Source organism: Streptomyces sp. NBC_01142, from assembly GCF_026341125.1.
In the GTDB taxonomy this organism is placed as follows: domain Bacteria; phylum Actinomycetota; class Actinomycetes; order Streptomycetales; family Streptomycetaceae; genus Streptomyces.
On sequence record NZ_JAPEOR010000001.1, the window covers coordinates 1069459 to 1085729 of the forward strand.

The window sequence follows — 16271 nt, forward strand, 5'->3', positions numbered from 1 at the left end:
TGCGACGGGCGTCCTCGAGATGCGCGCCGCGTGCCCTTGCCGACGCCGACGGGCCGGGGCGCCGTCCGATCGTCTGTGGCGCCCGCCCTCGCCGTCGGGGCCCGGCTGGGCGCCGACGGCGCACCGGGCCCCCGGGCTGCTACTCCTCCACCAGCAGCTTCTCGCGCAGCTGTGCCAGCGTTCTGGCCAGCAGGCGCGAGACGTGCATCTGCGAGATGCCGACCTCCTGCGCGATCTGCGACTGCGTCATGTTCCCGAAGAACCGGAGCAGCAGGATCCGCTTCTCTCGTGGCGGGAGGTCCTCCAGCAGCGGCTTCAGCGACTCGCGGTATTCGACACCCTCCAGGGCCTCGTCCTCCGACCCCAGGGTGTCCGCGACCGCCGGCGACTCGTCGTCGGTGTCCGGGACGTCCAGTGAGAGTGTGCTGTAGGCATTGGCGGATTCCAGCCCCTCCAGCACCTCCTCCTCGGAGATCCCCAGCCGCTCGGCGAGCTCGTGCACGGTGGGGGAGCGGCCGTGCTGCTGGGACAGCTCCGCCGTGGCCGTGGTCAGTGAGAGCCGTAGCTCCTGCAGCCGCCGCGGCACCCGTACAGCCCACCCCTTGTCACGGAAGTGGCGTTTGATCTCGCCGACGACCGTGGGCGTGGCGTACGTCGAGAACTCGACGCCGCGCTCCGGGTCGAACCGGTCCACCGACTTGATCAGGCCGATCGTCGCGACCTGTGTCAGGTCGTCCAGCGGCTCGCCGCGGTTGCGGAACCGCCGCGCCAGGTGCTCGACGAGCGGCAGGTGCATCCGCACCAGCCTGTTGCGCAGCTCCGCCCGCTCCGGCGAGCCGTCGGGCAGCTCGCGCAGCTCGATGAACATCGCCCGCGCTCCACTGCGGTCATGTGGATCATGATGCTGCTCGTGCACCTGCTCGCTCATACGGTCCGCCCGCTCTGCCTGCGCCTGCTCCGCCGCGGCCGTCTGGCCGTCAAGTCCGTCCACGGCCGGGTGCGGCCGCGCCTGCTGCTCCGGGATGCCGGACGGCGCGCTCAGCCCCCTGGGTCCACGCTCCTCGTCCTGCACAGGACCGCCCCCGTCCCCGCTCCTCACGCCGGCCCGGGTCCCGCGCCGCGCTGTTTGTACAGGCTGATGGCGACCGTACGGTCGTCCGCGACCGTGGAGTCGACCTTGCCGGCCAGTGCCGAGAGCACCGTCCAGGCGAAGGTGTCGCGCTCCGGTGCCCGGCCGTCGGTCGTCGGGGCCGACACCGTGACCTCGAGCGAGTCGTCGACCAGACGGAACACGCAGCTGAGGACGGAGCCGGGGACGGCCTGCTGGAGCAGAATCGCGCACGCCTCGTCGACCGCGATCCGCAGATCCTCGATCTCGTCGAGGGTGAAGTCCAAGCGCGCTGCCAGGCCGGCCGTGGCCGTACGCAGCACGGACAGGTAGGCACCCGCAGCGGGCAGCCGGACTTCCACGAAGTCCTGAGTCCCGGGCTCGCCTGCGATCTGGGACACCCTCACCTCCAAGGTGGCACAAGCTCTTTCGGGGCTGCGGGAGGGGAGATCCTGCAGCCGTCGGTACGTAGTCAGTACGTAGCCGGTACTGGCCTGGCGACGCTATCGCGATCCATGGTGCCCTGTCGCCGGGACCCCCAGTCGGTGACTGTCACTCATGGTAAGCATATGAGTACGCACAGTGGCTAGAGGTCTGCGGCGCCCAATTACGAGGAGTCGGCGGAGGGTTGACGTACCCACGTCTCAGACGATCGAACCGTCCACAAAGCACCAGCGCCAGTTCTGGCCGACCTCGAAGCTCCGCATCACCGCGTGCGCCGTCTCCCTGAAATGCGCGCTCGCGTGCTGGTGGGGCGAGGAGTCGCAGCAGGCCACATGCCCGCAGGCCAGGCAGAGCCGCAGCTGGACCGGGTGGCTGCCGGCGGCAAGGCACCCCTGGCAGGTCGCGGTCAGCGGCGGCGGCTCGGGGCGCGGCAGTTCTGCTACATGCGGACACTCGCTCATGATTGCCAGGTTACGACGCAGGTGACGGACGTGGGGACGACACGATGGACGCATTGCCACTGGTGGCGCTGATTGCGGTGAGCGCCACGGTCGCCGGAGCGGCCCGCAGGACACCCGTACCGGCGCCGCTGCTGCTGGTCGCGGTGGGGCTGATCGGCGCGTACGTGCCCGGCGTGCCGGACTACACCCTCGACCCGCACATCGTGCTGCCGCTGGTGCTGCCGCCGCTGCTGCACACCGCCGCGCTCGACAGCTCCTACCTGGATCTGCGGGCGAACATCCGGCCCGTCGCCCTGCTCTCCGTCGGCTACGTTCTCTTCGCGACCGTAGCCGTCGGCTACGTCGCCTATCTGCTGGTGCCGGATCTGCCGCTGACCGCTGCGCTCGTGCTGGGCGCGGTGATCGCGCCGCCGGACGCCGTCGCCGCCAGCGCGATCGCCCGGCGGCTGGGTCTGCCGAACCGGATCACCACCATCCTGCAGGGCGAGTCCCTGGTGAACGACGCGACCGCGATCACCGCGTACAAGGTGGCGCTGGCCGCGGCGGTCGGCGTGGGCGCGAGCTGGGCCCACGGCATCGCGGAGTTCGCGCTGGCGTCGCTCGGCGGAGTCGGCGTCGGCCTGGTGCTGATGGTGCCGATCCACTGGCTGCGTACGCATCTGAAGGAAGCGCTCCTGCAGAACACGCTCTCGCTGCTCATTCCGTTCGTGGCGTACGCGGCCGCCGAGCACGTCGGGGCCTCCGGGGTGCTCGCCGTGGTCGTCGTCGCGCTCTATCTGGGGCACCGCTCCTGGCAGGTCGACTTCGAGACCAGGCTGCAGGAGGAGGCGGTCTGGAAGATGGTCGCCTTCATCCTGGAGTCGGCCGTCTTCGCACTGATCGGGCTGCAGCTTCCGTACGTACTCGAAGGCCTCGGCGCGTACGGGTTCGGCGAGGCGTTCTGGTACGCGGTCGGAGTCTTCGTGGCCGTGGTGGTGATGAGGTTCGTCTGGGTCTACCCGGCGACCTTCGTGCCGCGCCTCCTCTCGAAACGGGTCAGGGAGCGTGAGCCGGTCACCAACTGGACCGCTCCGCTGATCGTGGGCTGGGCGGGGATGCGGGGCGTGGTGTCGCTGGCGATCGCCTTCTCGATCCCCATGGCGATGGCGGACGGCGAGCCCTTCCCGGCGCGGAATCTGGTTCTCTTCCTGACCTTCACGACGGTGATCGGGACGCTGGTGGTGCAGGGGCTCACGCTGCCGGTGCTGATCCGGTGGCTGAAGCTGCCGGGGCGCGATGCGTACGCCGAGACCCTGGCGGAGGCGCAGGCCCAGAGCGAGGCGTCGCGGGCGGCGGAGCGGCGGCTGGAGGAGCTGCTCGCGGACGAGCGCAACGCGCTGCCGCAGCCGCTGGCGGAGCGGCTGCGGACCGTGCTGGAGCGGCGGCGGAACTCCGTGTGGGAGCGGCTCGGCGCGGTGAACGCGGTGACCGGTGAGTCGGCGGACGACACCTACCGGCGGCTGGCGCGGGAGATGATCGACGCCGAGCGGGAGGTCTTCGTGGACCTGCGGGACCAGCGGCGGATCGACGACGAAATGATGCGGACGCTGCTGCGCCGACTGGACCTGGAGGAGGCGGCGGCCTACCGGGAGGAGCCGTGACAACCGGGGGCGGCGGCCCACCGGGACGAGCCGTGGCTACCGGGAGGGTTCCCGGCCGGTGATGACGGCGGCGACGGTGGTGCCGGGCGGGAAGGCGCCCTCTGCGGCGAGGGCGGTCAGACCGTAGAGCATCTTGGCGACATAGACGCGCTCGACGGGGAGCCGGTGGCGGGCCTCGAAGTCCTCGGCGAAGGCACTGAGTTCGGTGGTGGTGCGGGCGTATCCGCCGAAGTGGAAGCGCTCCTCGAGGGACCAGACTCCGGCCCGGCCGCCGAAGGCGACGCGCTGGAGGTCCTCGACGGTGTCCCCGAGGAACCCGCCCTTGAGGACGGGGAACCCCAGGGCGCGCTGTCCGGGGCCGAGCCCGGCGGCGAGCCCGGCGAGCGTACCGCCGGTGCCGCAGGCGACGGCGACGACGTCGGCGAGGCGGTGGAGCTCACGGCCGAGGTGGGTGCAGCCCTGGGCGGCGAGGGCGTTGCTGCCGCCCTCGGGTACCACGTAGAGGTCCTCGTCCACGTTCTTGTCGATGTACTGGTTGATGTCCTTGTTGATTTCCTCGTGCAAGTCCTCGATAGCCGGACCGGCCGGAGCGGGGGAACGGCTCCCGGCCGCGGCGGACACGATTTCCGCCAGCACTTCCGGCTCCGCCTTGCGCCGGTACAGCGCGCGGTCCACGAACAGCAGGTGCATCCCGTCCGCCGCGCACTGGGACAGAGACGGGTTCAGCGGGCGGTCGGCCAGTTCGGCGCCGCGGACTATGCCGATCGTCGGGAAGCCCAGCAGCCGGCCCGCCGCCGCCGTGGCGCGCAGATGGTTGGAGTACGCGCCGCCGAACGTCAGTACCGGCCGACCGGCCGCGGCCCGCAGGTTCGGGGCCAGTTTGCGCCATTTGTTGCCCGGGAGAACCGGATGGATCAGGTCGTCCCTCTTGAGCAGCAGGCGTATGCCGTGCCGGGTGAAGCGCTCGTCCTCGACCGGCTGCAGCGGCGACGGCAGTCGCGGCCGCAGTGCGGCGGTGAGGTCGAGCACTTCCCTGGTCACACACCCATTGTCACTTCAGGCGTTCGTGGATGCGCGCGCGCATCGAGTCCATGGAGAAGCCCCGGGGATCGATCTTTCCCGGCTGCCATTCCAGATGGCCGATGACCGAGCGGGAGTTCCAGCCGTGGCGGCGGCAGACGGCCGCCGCGGCTCTCTCGATCGCCTCCAGCTGGGCCTCCGGCCATGGGTCCTCGCCGTCGCCCAGGTTCTCGCACTCGAAACCGTAGAAGTAACGGTTTCCGTCGGTGTTCGCCTCGTTGTCCGGCGGGAGCGCCTTCTCCGCGATGACGGCGCGCAGCACGTCGTCGTCTCCGGATCCCGCGTGGTTGGCGCGCCCGTAGCCGACGAGATGGACCTTGCCGTCCTTGGCGATGACGCCGTGGCAGAGCGGCCCCGGCAGGCCTGCGTAGCCGTCCCGGCAGATACGGACGGTGGCCGCGGTGCCCTTGGTGACAGTGTGGTGGATCATCACCCCGTGGACCGGGCCCCAGGGCCCCACGTGGTTGCGGTTGTGTGTACGCCAGTTGCCGACCTCGACGACCGTTAACCCCTCGTCGCGCAGTGCGTCGAGGAAGCTGTTCGCGGACATGGGTGGGGACATTGCCGTCTCCTTGGGGGTACGAGGCGATGTGAGGGGAATGTTCCGTACCGCGTTTGTACCCGAACACCGGTGTATGGACCCTTCGTTCGTGCGGCGAGCGAGCTCATCCGGTCAGCCGGCGGCCGGCCGTTCATGCGCGGCGCCGTGCAACGTGCCCCGCCCGCGCAGAACTAGTCCCATCCCTTTGTGTAATGGCGCCGGGACTCCCCGTGCTGAAAGGCTCCTTGGTGCAGGTCAGTCCATGATCGAGAGGGAGTCCCTATGTCGGTTGGTTCGGTCGGCTCTGTCGGCGACGAGGTCCGCGAGCAGCAGACGCCGAAGCAGCAGAGTCTCGGTACGGCAGCCGCGCGAAACCTGGCGACGACCACCAAGTCGGCTCCGCAGATGCAGGAGATCACCTCACGGTGGCTGCTGCGCATGCTGCCCTGGGTGCAGGTGCAGGGCGGTACCTACCGGGTGAACCGCCGCCTCACCTACTCCGTGGGCGACGGGCGCGTGACTTTCGTGCAGACCGGGGGCCAGGTGGCGGTCATCCCCGCCGAGCTGGGCGAGCTCCCGGCCCTGCGGGACTTCGGGGACGATGCGGTGCTCACCGAGCTGGCGAGCCGCTGTGAGCAGCGGGAGTTCGCCCCCGGCGAGGTGCTGGCCACCTCCGGGGACGACGCGGACCGCGTCTATCTGCTGGCGCACGGCCGGGTGGAGCAGATCGGCACCGGTCCGTACGGCGACGAGACGGTCCTCGGCGTCCTCGGCGACGGTGCGTACTTCGGCGACCGGGCGCTTCTGGACCGCGAGGCCACCTGGGACTACACGGCCCGTGCGGCGACGGCGTGCACCGTCCTCGAGCTGACCAGGCGCGATGTTCTGAACCTCGCGGAGCGGGCGGAGTCCTTGCGCGGGCACCTGGCCGGGCTGGCCGCCCTGCCGCAGCAGCGCACCAACAAGTACGGCGAAGCGGCGATCGATCTGTCCGCAGGCCATGTCGGCGAAGCCGTCGTACCGCATACGTACGTCGACTACGACTCGGTGCCGCGCGAGTACGAACTGAGCGTCGCCCAGACCGTGCTGAAGGTCCACAGCCGCGTCGCCGACCTCTACAACCAGCCGATGAACCAGACCGAGCAGCAGTTGCGGCTCACGGTCGAGGCGCTGCGTGAGCGCCAGGAGCACGAGCTCATCAACAACCGCGAGTTCGGCCTGCTGAACAACTGCGCATACGAGCAGCGGCTGCAGCCGCACGACGGCGCCCCGAGCCCCGACGACATGGACGAACTGCTGTCGCGGCGGCGCGGGTCGAAGCTGTTCCTCGCCCATCCGCGGGCCATCGCCGCCTTCGGGCGCGAGTGCAACAGGCGCGGTCTGGTCCCCGACAGCGTGGAGGTCGCCGGGCAGCATGTGCCGGCCTGGCGCGGTGTGCCGATCTTCCCCTGCAACAAGATCCCGGTCACCGAGGCCAGGACCACATCGATCATCTGTATGCGTACGGGTGAGGCCGATCAGGGCGTGATCGGACTTCAGCAGAGCGGCATCCCGGACGAGATCGAGCCGAGCCTGTCCGTGCGCTTCATGGGCATCGACGAGCAGGCGATCATCTCGTACCTGGTCACGGCCTACTACTCGGCGGCGGTGCTGGTGCCGGACGCGCTCGGCGTCCTGGAGAACGTCGAGGTGAGCCGCTGGCAGTGAACCGGCGCGGCCGGGGGCGCGACGCCGCACCGCTGCGACCCCGACCCGGCCGCGGGCGCTGCGCGGTGCCGCGCCGCACGGTGCCGCGCACTGCCCCTGGCTGCCACGTCTGGCCCACCCCCTGGAGAGGACAGCCCAGTTGACCATGTCGGACACTGTCGAAGGCCGCGAGGCCGTCGCCCTTCTCGAGCGCACCCGCAGCACCGTCAATCCTCAACTGCGTGCCACCGTCGAATCGTTGCCCGGATCCATACGCCGCGTGGCGATGTACCACTTCGGCTGGGAGCATGCGGACGGCACTCCGGCCGCGGGATCGACCGGCAAGGCCATCAGGCCCGCGCTCGTGCTCGCCGCGTCGCGGGCGCTGGGCGGCGACCCGCAGCAGGCCGTACGGGCGGCGGCCGCCGTGGAGCTCGCGCACAACTTCACCCTGCTCCACGACGACGTCATCGACGAGGACCCCACCCGAAGACACCGCCCCACCGCATGGACGGTCTTCGGCACCCCGGACGCCATCATCGCGGGGGACGCCCTGCTCGCCCTCGCGCTGCGGCTGCTCGCCGAGGACCGGCACCCCGCCTCCCTGGCGGCCTCGGAGCGTCTCGCGGCCTGTGTGATCGAACTGTGCGCGGGACAGCAGGCGGACTGCGCCTTCGAGGAGCGCGCACCGCACGAGGTGTCCCTCGAGGAGTGCCTCGGCATGGCGACGGCCAAGACAGGGGCGCTGCTGGGCTGCGCCTGCGCGCTCGGTGCGCTGTACGCGGGCGCGGGAGAGGAGGAGGCCGCGGCCATGGACGCCTTCGGGCGGGAGGCGGGGCTCGCCTTCCAGCTCATCGACGATCTGATCGGGATCTGGGGCGACCCGGACCGTACGGGCAAACCGGCCGGCGCCGATCTGGCCGCGCACAAGAAGTCGCTGCCGGTGGTCGCGGCGCTCGCCTCGGGCACCCCGGCCGGCGCCGAACTGGCCGAGCTCTACCGTGGGCCGATGAACGCCGCGGGCGTGCGTCGCGCAGCCGAGGCCGTCGACCGGGCGGGCGGCCGCGACTGGGCGCAGTTGCAGGCCGCGGACCGGATGGCACGGGCCGTGCAGGAGCTCTCCCGCGCGGTCCCGGATCTTGCCGCGGCGGGCGATCTGCTGGCCCTGGCGGAATTCGTCACCCGCCGGACCCGCTGAAGGTCACGGAACCGCCAACTCCGGAATCATGTACGCATGTTGACCGACAGCGTGCAGGGAGAGGCGGGGGAACGTGGGCTTGGCGACAGGGGTACGGCAGGCGACGGCGGACGACCGGACGGCGCTCGTCCATCTCATCGACGAGGCATTCCACGATGACCCGGTGAGCTGCTGGGTCTTCCCCGACCCGGCAGAGCGCCGCCGGGTGCACGGCCCCTTCCTCGGGGAGTTCCTCGATGTGGCGCTCGCCGTGGGGCGTGTCGAGGTCACCGAGGACGGGGCCGCCGTGGCCCTCTGGCTCGACATCCCGGCCGGCGGGCCGGAAGGGCGACGGCACCCCGGCCCGGATGCGTGAGATCGCGGGCCCGCACAACGACCGGGTCGAGCAGGTTGGCCTGCTGACGGACGCGGTTCATCCCTACGAGCGGGCGCACGCGTACCTGCTGCTGATCGCGGTCTCCCCGCAGCGGCAGCGCCAGGGCCTGGGAAGCGCACTGATCACATCCGTGCTGGAGCGCTGCGATCGCGACGGTGCTCCCGCCTGTCTGGACGCGAGCAGCGCACGCAGCCGCCGGCTGTACGAGCGGCTCGGCTTCGCGTTCACCGGGACGGCCGTGGAGCTGCCCGACGGCCCGCTGATGTGGCCCATGTGGCGCGAACCGGGTCAGGTGCGCCGAGTGGACCCACCGCATCGGCACGCCGGAACTGAACCCTCCGGATCTCGCCCCGGGAATGACCTTGCAGAACCACTACATGTGGAGCACTGTGAATGAAGTGGTTTCGGGTGGGAGGACACATCGCCTGCGACCGCACCTCATCACGCCAAGACCAGAGGATCGGTTTGCGAAAGCTCAGCTACTTCATCGCCGCGTCGATCGACGGCTTCATCGGCGCCCCCGGCGGCGAGGCGGACTTCTTCACCTCGTTCGTCGGCGGTGACTTCCTCGAGTACCTCAAGACGGACTGCCAGGACACCCTGCCGACCATGGCCCGGCAGGCCTTCGGCATTGACGACGCGCCGAACACGCAGTTCGACACGATCATCCAGGGCCGGGTCAGCTACGACATCGCGCTGGACGGCAAGGTCACCAGCCCGTATGCGCATCTGCGCGAGTATGTGGCGTCGCGCAGCATCAAGGACTCTCCCGACCTCCATGTGGAGATCGTCTCCGGCGACGTCGTGGCCAAGATCCGGGAGCTCAAGCGGGAGGACGGGCTCGGCATCTATCTCTGCGGCGGTGCGAGCCTCGCCGGCCAGCTGAAGGACGAGGTCGACGAGCTCGTCATCAAGACGTATCCGGTCGTCCTCGGCTCCGGTATGCCCATGTTCGCCGCGGAGTTCGAGATTTCCGACTTCACTCTCGACTCCGTGCGCACGTTCGACAACGGGGTGCTCGTGAGGAAGTACAGCAGGAGGCGCTGACCGTAGGAGTGTCCGACTTGCCCATACCGCCATATCCTGGAGTCATGGGCAGCGAAGGACGCCGGACCGTCCGCCGCCCGCAGGGCGAGTACGTATGCCCGGCCTGCGGACAGCCTGTCGGTACGGCCATCAAACGACGCAAGACGCTCGGGGCTTTTGTCCCCACCTGGGGGCCCGGGCCCTGCCGTAATCCCGCATGTGCCGAGGTCGCCGGGAGTCACGGCGAGGAAGCAGGCAAGAAACGGGCTGACGAAGTGGTCAAGACTGCGGCCGAGCGGCCGGGCGAGGAGCCCGGCGCGGAGGTCGGGAGCGCCTGAGGCATCCCGGCTGTGAGGTGGAGGCAGCCGTACCGCTACAGTCCGCGCCATGTCATCGGAGTCGACGGAAGTCTGGGCGGGCTGGTACCGCGACCGGCGGGGCGCGGAAGCGTTCACGATCGCGGCGAGCGGACGCCAGTTGCGTACCGCCATCAGGGGTGTTGAGTACGAGGGGGCGGCTTTCGCTGCCCTGGAGCCGGTGGGGGACGGCGGGGTGCTCTCCTCCTGCGTACTGGAGTGGGACATGCCGCTGCCCGTCCACGCGGCGGACGGCGTGGTCCAACTGGCCACGCTCAGCTGTCTGTTGACGCTCGGCGAGCCGCAGCCCGACGGACTGCTCGACCGGGCGGACCTCAATCTGACCCTGCACTACGGCGGGACGGCGTATGAATCCGGTGTCGCCGGGGGCGACTTCGGAGACGCCCTGAGCCGTATAGGACGCCAGCTGCCGCCCGGCGCGCAGTTCGGGCATCAGGTGACCGTGGACGCCTGACGGCGCCCGGCGCCCGGCGGCGGACCGGGCGCCGTGGGCCCGGTCCGCCGCCGGTCCGCCGAGTCCGTGCGGACCTCGTGGTCCGTGCCGGTCCGGCTCCGCGCCGATGCGCCCGAGGTCAGTGCACCCCGTTCCAGCCCCAGCGCGGGGTCGGGCCCGGGTCGCCCAGGTCGGTGCCGACCGGGTCGGCCGAGACTTCGCGGGCGATCTTCGTACCCCACTCGAAGTACTCCACCACCCGGCGGCGCAGCAGCTCGTCGTCGGGCAGTTCCTTTGTCACCGCGTCGGTCATCAGCTCCATCCAGCGCAGCCGCTGTTCCTCGGTGATCGAGAGCCCGAGGTGGGCGCGGAGCAGGGTCTGATGGCCACCGAGGTCGGCGGTGAAGCGGGCGGGTCCGTCGAAGATCTCGGCCAGCCAGACCGCGACATGCTCGATGTGGGTGGGAGTGAAGTCGGCGAAGACGGGGGCGAGCAGCGGATCGGCGAGGACGGCCTCGTAGAAGGTGTTGCTCAGCCTCCGCAGCGCGTCCGCGCCGCCCGCGGCGTCGTACAGCGTCCCGGGACGCCCGCCGGGTTCGCTCCCCGTTCCGCTGCCGCTCGCGGGCTCGCTTCCCGTTCCGCTCGCTGGTTCGCTCCCCGGACGGCTCATGACGGCACCTCGTTCGTACGCGCGTAATGCTTCATCTCAAGGGTCCCCCTCCTGGATCCGGTATGCGCGGTCAGGATTCATGGGGTACGGCGGATCGGCCAAGCGCTTCTGCTCTCGGCGGAAGGGGCGCCCCGCCTTCCGCGGCGGGGCGCCCCTCTCGTTCACAGACCGGTCGGACCGGTCGGACCAGTCGGACCGGTCGGGCCTCTCAGGAGATGCGGGCGATCGCGGCCGCCAGGCCGTTGGCCCACAGAGTGTTCACCCGGGCGCGTTCCCGCGCGTCCGGGGTGGCGTTCTGGCAGGACGTGCCGGGGCCGCCGCCCGACATCAGTTCGCTGCACGGCCCCGAGTAGTGGTCCGGCAGGCCGAGCACGTGCCCGGTCTCGTGGGCGGTGACGCGGGTGGAGTTGTACTGCTGGTTCTGCCGGTAGTCGAGGAAGATGTAGCCGCGGCCGTGCCCGTCGGTGCTCGCGTACGAGCCCCGGGGGTCATTGCCTTCGCGGTACGTGAAGTTCGCGGCCGAGCCCTCCTGCAGCCTCACGTTGCTGACGGAGCTGTTCCAGATCTGGGTGCTCTGCGCTATCTGGCTGCGGAAGCTGGGCGCGCGGCTGGTGTTGTAGACGACGGTCACTGCCTTGGCGCCGGGGTTCGCGGCGCGCTGCTCGGCCACCGACTTCACCACGGCGTCGAAGAAGGCCTTCGTCGCCTTGGCGTCCTCGGCGGATCCTTCGTACGCGGCGTACGACGAAGACACGGCGGCCGCAGGGGAGTTGGCCGTCGTGGCAGCGGTTGCGGGTACGGCGCCCAGGGCGGCGGCGAGGCCGAGGCCGAGTGCGGCGGAGAGTAACGTTCTGGGGTGACGCATGGGGGGCTCCTACTCGTCCGATGAACGGGTTCGGTACGGCAGAGTGTCGGGGAGTCAGGCCCCCTTGCGGATGATGCCAACTGCCGATAACGCGAACGCATCACCAGCCTGTCCCGGTCCGTCCGCCGTGCCCCAACTCAGGTGTCCGGTGTGACAGTTGGTGCGGCCCTACTCTCGGTTCATGGAGCTCGAGGTGAGGCACCTCCGTGCGCTGTGTGCCATAGCCGACACCGGCAGCCTGCACAAAGCCGCCCGGCAGCTGGGCATGAGCCAGCCGTCGCTGACGACGCAGCTTCGGCGTATCGAGAACACCCTTGGTGCGGAGCTCTTCTCGCGTGAACGCACCGGCTGCCGGCCGACTCCGCTGGGCCGCTCCGTACTGAGCCGGGCCCGACCGATCGTGGCCGAAATGGCGGCCCTGGTCGTCGAGGCCAAGGCGGCCGCCGGACGGGTCGGCGGCCCCCGGCTGCGCGTCGGCTCCACCGCCAGCCGCGCGCTGGCGGGTTGGCTGCGCCGGCTCCGGCAGCGGCTGCCGGGCACCGACATCTCGCTCCATATGGACGTCTCGGCCAACGCGTTACTGCGGATGGTTGCCGCGGGCCTGCTCGATGTCGCCTTCGTGCACGAGGTGGAGGGGTGTCCGCTGCTGGTGCCCGGCGGTCTGTCCGTACGCGTACTCGTCGAGCGCGAGCCGCAGTTCATCTCCATGGCCCGCGATCATCCGGCGGCCGCCGGGTCCGTCGTGGCACTGGCCGATCTGGCCGGGGACCGCTGGATGGTCGACCCGACGGTGGACGGCGAGTGGGACGGGCTGCGCCGCGTGCTGGACGCGGCGGGCCTCAACCCGCCGGTCCTGCACGGGGACTACCTCACCGCCGCGTCCCTGGTCGCGGTCGGCGAGGCGGTCGCCCCGTGCCAGCCGACGTCGGGTCCGCGCGACGACATGGCCATCCGTCCGCTGGTGGGTGACCCGCTCGCCGTACAGCTGCTGCTGTTCTCCCGTCCGGGGGCGTGCACCGAGTTGTACGAGCCAGTGTACGAGGCGCTGGAGGCGGCGTACCGGGAGGCTGCGCTGCGTCAGGCGGCGTACCGGCAGTGGCTGATGAGACACAAGAGCCCGCTGCTGCACACGCCCGCGGCCTGAGGCCGGGAACACCTGCCCGCCACCGTCGGGCAGGTCGAGGCGGTCTCGTACGCAGTCGCCGGCGGCAGGCTCCCGCGGTCAGCGGGCCGCAAGGAGGAGGCGTGCCTGTTCCCGCGCGGCATGGAGGGGGGTGGGGAAGACGTTCAGGCCGTGCGCCACGAGTGCCCCCTCGTGCAGCAGCATGAGCGCGCGGCCGAGCGTCTCCGCTCGGGCGCGGTCGGCTTCCGGCTCCGGGTCGGCTTCCGGCCATGGGCCGGCTTCCAGGTCCGGGTCTGCTTCCGGCTCCGGGTCTTCCGGCCTCGGGGCGGGGTCGGCTTCCCCTTCCGGGGCGCCCTCGCGCACCAGGTCGGTGAAGAGCCCGAGCATCCAGGCCTTCTGGCCGGTGATGATCGCGTATGCCGGGTGGTGCGGGTCGCTGATCTCGGCATGGGCGTTGACCATGCTGCAGCCTCTGGTGCTGTGCTCGTCGGCCCAGTCGCGGGATGCGTCGAAGACCGCGAGGACGCGCTCGGCCGCCGACGGTCCCGCCGTATCGAGGCGCTCGGCGAGAAAGGCGCGCCAGCCCTCGTCGCGGGCGGCGAGGTACTCCACGACCAGCTGCTCCTTGGAGCCGAACCGGTCGTAGAGGGTCTTCTTGGTGACCCCCGCCTCGGCGGCGATCAGGTCCACCCCGACAGCGTGGATCCCCCGCTCGTAGAAGAGCCGCGAGGCGGCCTCCAGGGCGCGGCGGGCGCCGGGGGTCATCGCGATCCGGTGCGGAGCTGCTGGACTGCCCATGGCATCGAGTATACCGATCTGTATAGTGGACATCGGTAGACAGATCTATATACCCGGACTCCGGACCAGGACCAGGACCAGGACCAGTTTCTAAGCGGGTGGTGACCGGCCATGAACGTCCTTCTCTCCGCCGCCTTCGTGGTGTGCTGGAGTTCCGGATTCATCGGGGCCAAGCTCGGCGCGGGAAGCGCCGACACCGTCACCATCCTGATGTGGCGGTTCCTGCCGCTGGCCGCTGTCCTGGCCCTCGTCGCCGCCACGCTCGCCAGGGCCTCCTGGCACGGACTGACCGCGCGGGACGTGCTGCGCCAGGCCGTGATCGGCACACTGTCGCAGAGCGGCTATCTGCTCACCGTGTACGCAGCGATCCAGCTCGGTGTCTCCAGCGGCACCACGGCCCTGATCGACGGCACCCAGCCGCTCGTCGCGGGGGCGCTGGCCGGACCGCTGCTGGGGCAGTACGTCTCCGGCCGGCAGTGGCTCGGTCTCGGCCTGGGGGTGTCGGGCGTCGCCGTCGTCACGCTCGCCGACGCCACGGCGACCGAAGGCGTCGCACCCTGGGCCTACCTCATACCGTTCCTCGGCATGCTCTCGTTGGTCGCGGCGACGTTCCTGGAGAGCCGTACACGCACCCGGATCGCGCCGTCGGTCTCCATGACGGTCCACTGCGTCACCAGCGCCGTCGTCTTCACCGTCCTCGCCGCGGCGTACGGGTCCGTGGCGCCGCCCGCCGAGGCCTCGTTCTGGGTGGCGATCGGCTGGCTCGTGGCCCTGGCCACGTTCGGCGGATACGGACTGTACTGGCTGATCCTGCGCCGCTCCGGGGTGACCAAGGTCAACACGCTCATGTTCCTGATGGCGCCGGTGACCGCGATCTGGGGAGCCGCGATGTTCGACGAGCCCTTCGGTGTGCAGACGGTCCTCGGGCTCGCTCTCGGGCTGGCGGCAGTGGTGATCGTCCACCGGGGCGGTGCGCCGGCGGCCGGGAGCGTGCGGTCGAGCGGGCGGGGCGCACGGCCGGCTCCCGCAGACGAGCGAACAGTTCAGGGGAGCCACTGACACCGCTCGCGCTCCGCGCCGTCTTCCGGACCCTGGCCGGGTCGGTTACCCGGCCCCGGGGAGTGTCAGTGGTGGCCTGCATCATGGCCGGATGACCGACCTTGTGCAGCCTCCGCTCCCACCGCGGGTACGCCACGCGCTCCCGGCCGACCTGCCGCGCGTCGCCGAACTGGCCGCGGAGCACGCCGACTACGAGCGGGCCGTACCACCCGCCCGCCTCCTGATGGACGCCGTCACGGCGGAGGCGCTCGCCCTCGGGCTCGACGAGGTGCAGTGGCAGACGCCCTCGTGGAACGAAGGCGCGATCACCTTCTACGACCGCCTGGGGGCGAGTTCGAAGGAGAGGCTGCGCTTCACGCTGCGCCCCGGGACAGGCTCGGCCGGCTGATGGCGTCGAGACACGCTCGATGGTCAGCAGTGGCGCTGGTCGCCCTTTCGGCCGCCGGCTGCGCGCTCGGCTCCACGCCGGGCTCACCGGGGTTCGCCGACGGGGTGAAGGTGCCTGTCGTGAACACCGAGGAGGAGATACCCGAACTCCCCCTGGCCCGGTACGCGTTCAGCGACAGCGACTTCGACCGGTTGAAGCAGGCGCAAGGCCGTCTGCAACAACGGTGCATGGCGGACTTCGGCTTCACCGACTTCCCCCTGGATCCGAAGAACCCGTCGGCCGGGATGGCGGCGATCGTGACGGTGCTGGTGTCATCGGGCCCCTTCGGCGCACTCGATCTCGCCCTGGCTCGCCGCTGGGGCTACGGCTGGGACCCCAGGAACCGGGGCGGCTGGGAACCGAAGGACCGCACGATGACCCAGGAGGAGTACGAGGTCCTGCACGGCCCCGGCCTCGGCGGCGCGAGCACGGTGCGTGGCCGGAAGGTCCCCGAGAACGGCTGCCACGGCGCGGCGAGTGAACAACTGGACAGAGGCGTCAAGGACTCCACACGGATGTGGTCCTACGTCTCCGGCCGCGAAGCGGAGCTGATCAAGACGGAGCCGAAGGACGACCGGATACGCCGGGCGTGGGACACCTGGGCGCGGTGTGTCGAGGACAGGGGCTTCGGACAGTACGACAACCCGGACAAGGCGTTCGGGGACAAGACCTGGGGCCGGGACCAGGGCGGCAACACGACCCGTACGGCCCGCGAAGTGGGCACAGCCGTCGCCGATGTCGAGTGCAAGCGGCAGTACAACACCGTGGGCGTGTGGTGGGCGGTCCGCGCAGAGCGTCAGCGCGCCGACATCGACCGGAACAGGGCCGCGTACGAGGCGATACGCGGTGATCTGGACGTGGTGAGGGGCAACATCGCGCGAGCGCTCGGTGAAGGCTGAGATCCGGCCGGCCGGTCGGGCCAACGGAGCGGCCTGTGGCCGGCGTTCCTGCTGCCTGCC

At 70.6% G+C, this 16271-nt stretch carries 18 protein-coding genes and 1 pseudogene; 11 read left to right on the forward strand and 8 right to left on the reverse strand.

The window, feature by feature from the left end; all coding sequences use genetic code 11:
• Positions 1-139 precede the first annotated feature (139 nt).
• From OG883_RS05110 to OG883_RS05120, 3 genes are all read right to left on the reverse strand, one after another.
• Positions 140-1099, reverse strand: coding sequence for an RNA polymerase sigma factor SigF (locus OG883_RS05110; protein ID WP_266535525.1), 960 nt, complete (start codon positions 1097-1099; stop codon positions 140-142).
• On the reverse strand, positions 1096-1509 hold the full coding sequence (locus tag OG883_RS05115) for an anti-sigma regulatory factor (protein ID WP_266535526.1): 414 nt from the start codon (positions 1507-1509) through the stop codon (positions 1096-1098). The genes OG883_RS05110 and OG883_RS05115 overlap by 4 nt, the downstream gene beginning before the upstream one ends.
• A 243-nt stretch (positions 1510-1752) precedes the next feature.
• A complete protein-coding gene (locus tag OG883_RS05120) occupies positions 1753-2013 on the reverse strand; it encodes a UBP-type zinc finger domain-containing protein (RefSeq protein WP_266535527.1) in 261 nt (86 codons plus the stop codon).
• 44 nt (positions 2014-2057) lie between these two features.
• Between OG883_RS05120 and OG883_RS05125 the strand changes: the two genes are divergently transcribed.
• Complete coding sequence (locus OG883_RS05125; protein WP_266535529.1) at positions 2058-3653, forward strand: Na+/H+ antiporter; 1596 nt, start codon at positions 2058-2060, stop codon at positions 3651-3653.
• 36 nt (positions 3654-3689) lie between these two features.
• Here the strand turns inward: OG883_RS05125 and OG883_RS05130 are convergent, their stop codons facing one another.
• A complete protein-coding gene (locus OG883_RS05130; RefSeq protein ID WP_266535531.1) occupies positions 3690-4694 on the reverse strand; it encodes a 1-aminocyclopropane-1-carboxylate deaminase/D-cysteine desulfhydrase in 1005 nt (334 codons plus the stop codon).
• A gap of 10 nt (positions 4695-4704) precedes the next feature.
• Positions 4705-5295: an N-acetylmuramoyl-L-alanine amidase gene (locus OG883_RS05135; RefSeq protein WP_266535533.1), complete on the reverse strand. Its 591-nt coding sequence runs from the start codon at positions 5293-5295 to the stop codon at positions 4705-4707.
• A 261-nt stretch (positions 5296-5556) separates the two neighbouring features.
• Between OG883_RS05135 and OG883_RS05140 the strand changes: the two genes are divergently transcribed.
• The 6 genes and pseudogenes from OG883_RS05140 (at position 5557) to OG883_RS05165 (ending at position 10391) form a co-directional block, all read left to right on the forward strand.
• On the forward strand, positions 5557-6981 hold the full coding sequence (locus tag OG883_RS05140; protein WP_266535535.1) for a family 2B encapsulin nanocompartment shell protein: 1425 nt from the start codon (positions 5557-5559) through the stop codon (positions 6979-6981).
• A 145-nt stretch (positions 6982-7126) separates the two neighbouring features.
• Complete coding sequence (locus tag OG883_RS05145) at positions 7127-8158, forward strand: family 2 encapsulin nanocompartment cargo protein polyprenyl transferase (protein WP_266535537.1); 1032 nt, start codon at positions 7127-7129, stop codon at positions 8156-8158.
• Between the two features lie 79 nt (positions 8159-8237).
• Positions 8238-8931 (forward strand): annotated as a pseudogene (locus OG883_RS05150) (GNAT family N-acetyltransferase).
• 68 nt (positions 8932-8999) lie between these two features.
• Positions 9000-9581 carry a dihydrofolate reductase family protein gene (locus OG883_RS05155; protein ID WP_266535539.1) on the forward strand — a complete coding sequence of 194 codons (582 nt, stop codon included), beginning with the start codon at positions 9000-9002 and terminating at the stop codon, positions 9579-9581.
• Between the two features lie 44 nt (positions 9582-9625).
• Positions 9626-9898: a hypothetical protein gene (locus OG883_RS05160; RefSeq protein WP_266535541.1), complete on the forward strand. Its 273-nt coding sequence runs from the start codon at positions 9626-9628 to the stop codon at positions 9896-9898.
• Positions 9899-9947: 49 nt separating this feature from the next.
• Positions 9948-10391, forward strand: coding sequence for a DUF6304 family protein (locus OG883_RS05165; RefSeq protein WP_266535543.1), 444 nt, complete (start codon positions 9948-9950; stop codon positions 10389-10391).
• Between the two features lie 118 nt (positions 10392-10509).
• On the opposite strand, the gene OG883_RS05170 is transcribed toward OG883_RS05165, so the two are convergent.
• Together OG883_RS05170 and snpA are read right to left on the reverse strand one after the other, a co-directional pair.
• A complete protein-coding gene (locus tag OG883_RS05170) occupies positions 10510-11040 on the reverse strand; it encodes a group II truncated hemoglobin (RefSeq protein WP_266535546.1) in 531 nt (176 codons plus the stop codon).
• Between the two features lie 208 nt (positions 11041-11248).
• On the reverse strand, positions 11249-11905 hold the full coding sequence (gene snpA, locus OG883_RS05175; RefSeq protein WP_266535548.1) for a snapalysin: 657 nt from the start codon (positions 11903-11905) through the stop codon (positions 11249-11251).
• Positions 11906-12086: 181 nt separating this feature from the next.
• On the opposite strand from snpA, the gene OG883_RS05180 reads away from it, so the two are divergent.
• Positions 12087-13049 (forward strand): LysR family transcriptional regulator, encoded by a 963-nt coding sequence (locus OG883_RS05180; RefSeq protein ID WP_266535551.1) that lies wholly within the window; start codon positions 12087-12089, stop codon positions 13047-13049.
• A 78-nt stretch (positions 13050-13127) separates the two neighbouring features.
• On the opposite strand, the gene OG883_RS05185 is transcribed toward OG883_RS05180, so the two are convergent.
• Positions 13128-13826, reverse strand: coding sequence for a TetR family transcriptional regulator (locus OG883_RS05185; protein ID WP_266535554.1), 699 nt, complete (start codon positions 13824-13826; stop codon positions 13128-13130).
• 111 nt (positions 13827-13937) lie between these two features.
• On the opposite strand from OG883_RS05185, the gene OG883_RS05190 reads away from it, so the two are divergent.
• The 3 genes from OG883_RS05190 to OG883_RS05200 all read left to right on the forward strand — a co-directional run bounded on the left by OG883_RS05190 (position 13938) and on the right by OG883_RS05200 (position 16211).
• Positions 13938-14885 (forward strand): DMT family transporter, encoded by a 948-nt coding sequence (locus OG883_RS05190; protein WP_266535556.1) that lies wholly within the window; start codon positions 13938-13940, stop codon positions 14883-14885.
• Positions 14886-14976: 91 nt separating this feature from the next.
• Positions 14977-15273 (forward strand): N-acetyltransferase, encoded by a 297-nt coding sequence (locus tag OG883_RS05195; protein WP_266535558.1) that lies wholly within the window; start codon positions 14977-14979, stop codon positions 15271-15273.
• Positions 15274-15392: 119 nt separating this feature from the next.
• A complete protein-coding gene (locus tag OG883_RS05200) occupies positions 15393-16211 on the forward strand; it encodes a hypothetical protein (protein ID WP_266535561.1) in 819 nt (272 codons plus the stop codon).
• Positions 16212-16271 lie beyond the last annotated feature (60 nt).

Bases quoted from the DNA above. Each gene is read 5' to 3' on its own strand.
- OG883_RS05120 (WP_266535527.1), bottom strand. From the start codon at position 2,013: ATGAGCGAGTGTCCGCATGTAGCAGAACTGCCGCGCCCCGAGCCGCCG.
- OG883_RS05125 (WP_266535529.1), top strand. From the start codon at position 2,058: ATGGACGCATTGCCACTGGTGGCGCTGATTGCGGTGAGCGCCACGGTC.
- OG883_RS05135 (WP_266535533.1), bottom strand. From the start codon at position 5,295: ATGTCCCCACCCATGTCCGCGAACAGCTTCCTCGACGCACTGCGCGAC.
- OG883_RS05140 (WP_266535535.1), top strand. From the start codon at position 5,557: ATGTCGGTTGGTTCGGTCGGCTCTGTCGGCGACGAGGTCCGCGAGCAG.
- OG883_RS05145 (WP_266535537.1), top strand. From the start codon at position 7,127: ATGTCGGACACTGTCGAAGGCCGCGAGGCCGTCGCCCTTCTCGAGCGC.
- OG883_RS05160 (WP_266535541.1), top strand. From the start codon at position 9,626: ATGGGCAGCGAAGGACGCCGGACCGTCCGCCGCCCGCAGGGCGAGTAC.
- OG883_RS05165 (WP_266535543.1), top strand. From the start codon at position 9,948: ATGTCATCGGAGTCGACGGAAGTCTGGGCGGGCTGGTACCGCGACCGG.
- OG883_RS05170 (WP_266535546.1), bottom strand. From the start codon at position 11,040: ATGAGCCGTCCGGGGAGCGAACCAGCGAGCGGAACGGGAAGCGAGCCC.
- snpA (WP_266535548.1), bottom strand. From the start codon at position 11,905: ATGCGTCACCCCAGAACGTTACTCTCCGCCGCACTCGGCCTCGGCCTC.
- OG883_RS05180 (WP_266535551.1), top strand. From the start codon at position 12,087: ATGGAGCTCGAGGTGAGGCACCTCCGTGCGCTGTGTGCCATAGCCGAC.
- OG883_RS05185 (WP_266535554.1), bottom strand. From the start codon at position 13,826: ATGGGCAGTCCAGCAGCTCCGCACCGGATCGCGATGACCCCCGGCGCC.
- OG883_RS05190 (WP_266535556.1), top strand. From the start codon at position 13,938: ATGAACGTCCTTCTCTCCGCCGCCTTCGTGGTGTGCTGGAGTTCCGGA.
- OG883_RS05195 (WP_266535558.1), top strand. From the start codon at position 14,977: ATGACCGACCTTGTGCAGCCTCCGCTCCCACCGCGGGTACGCCACGCG.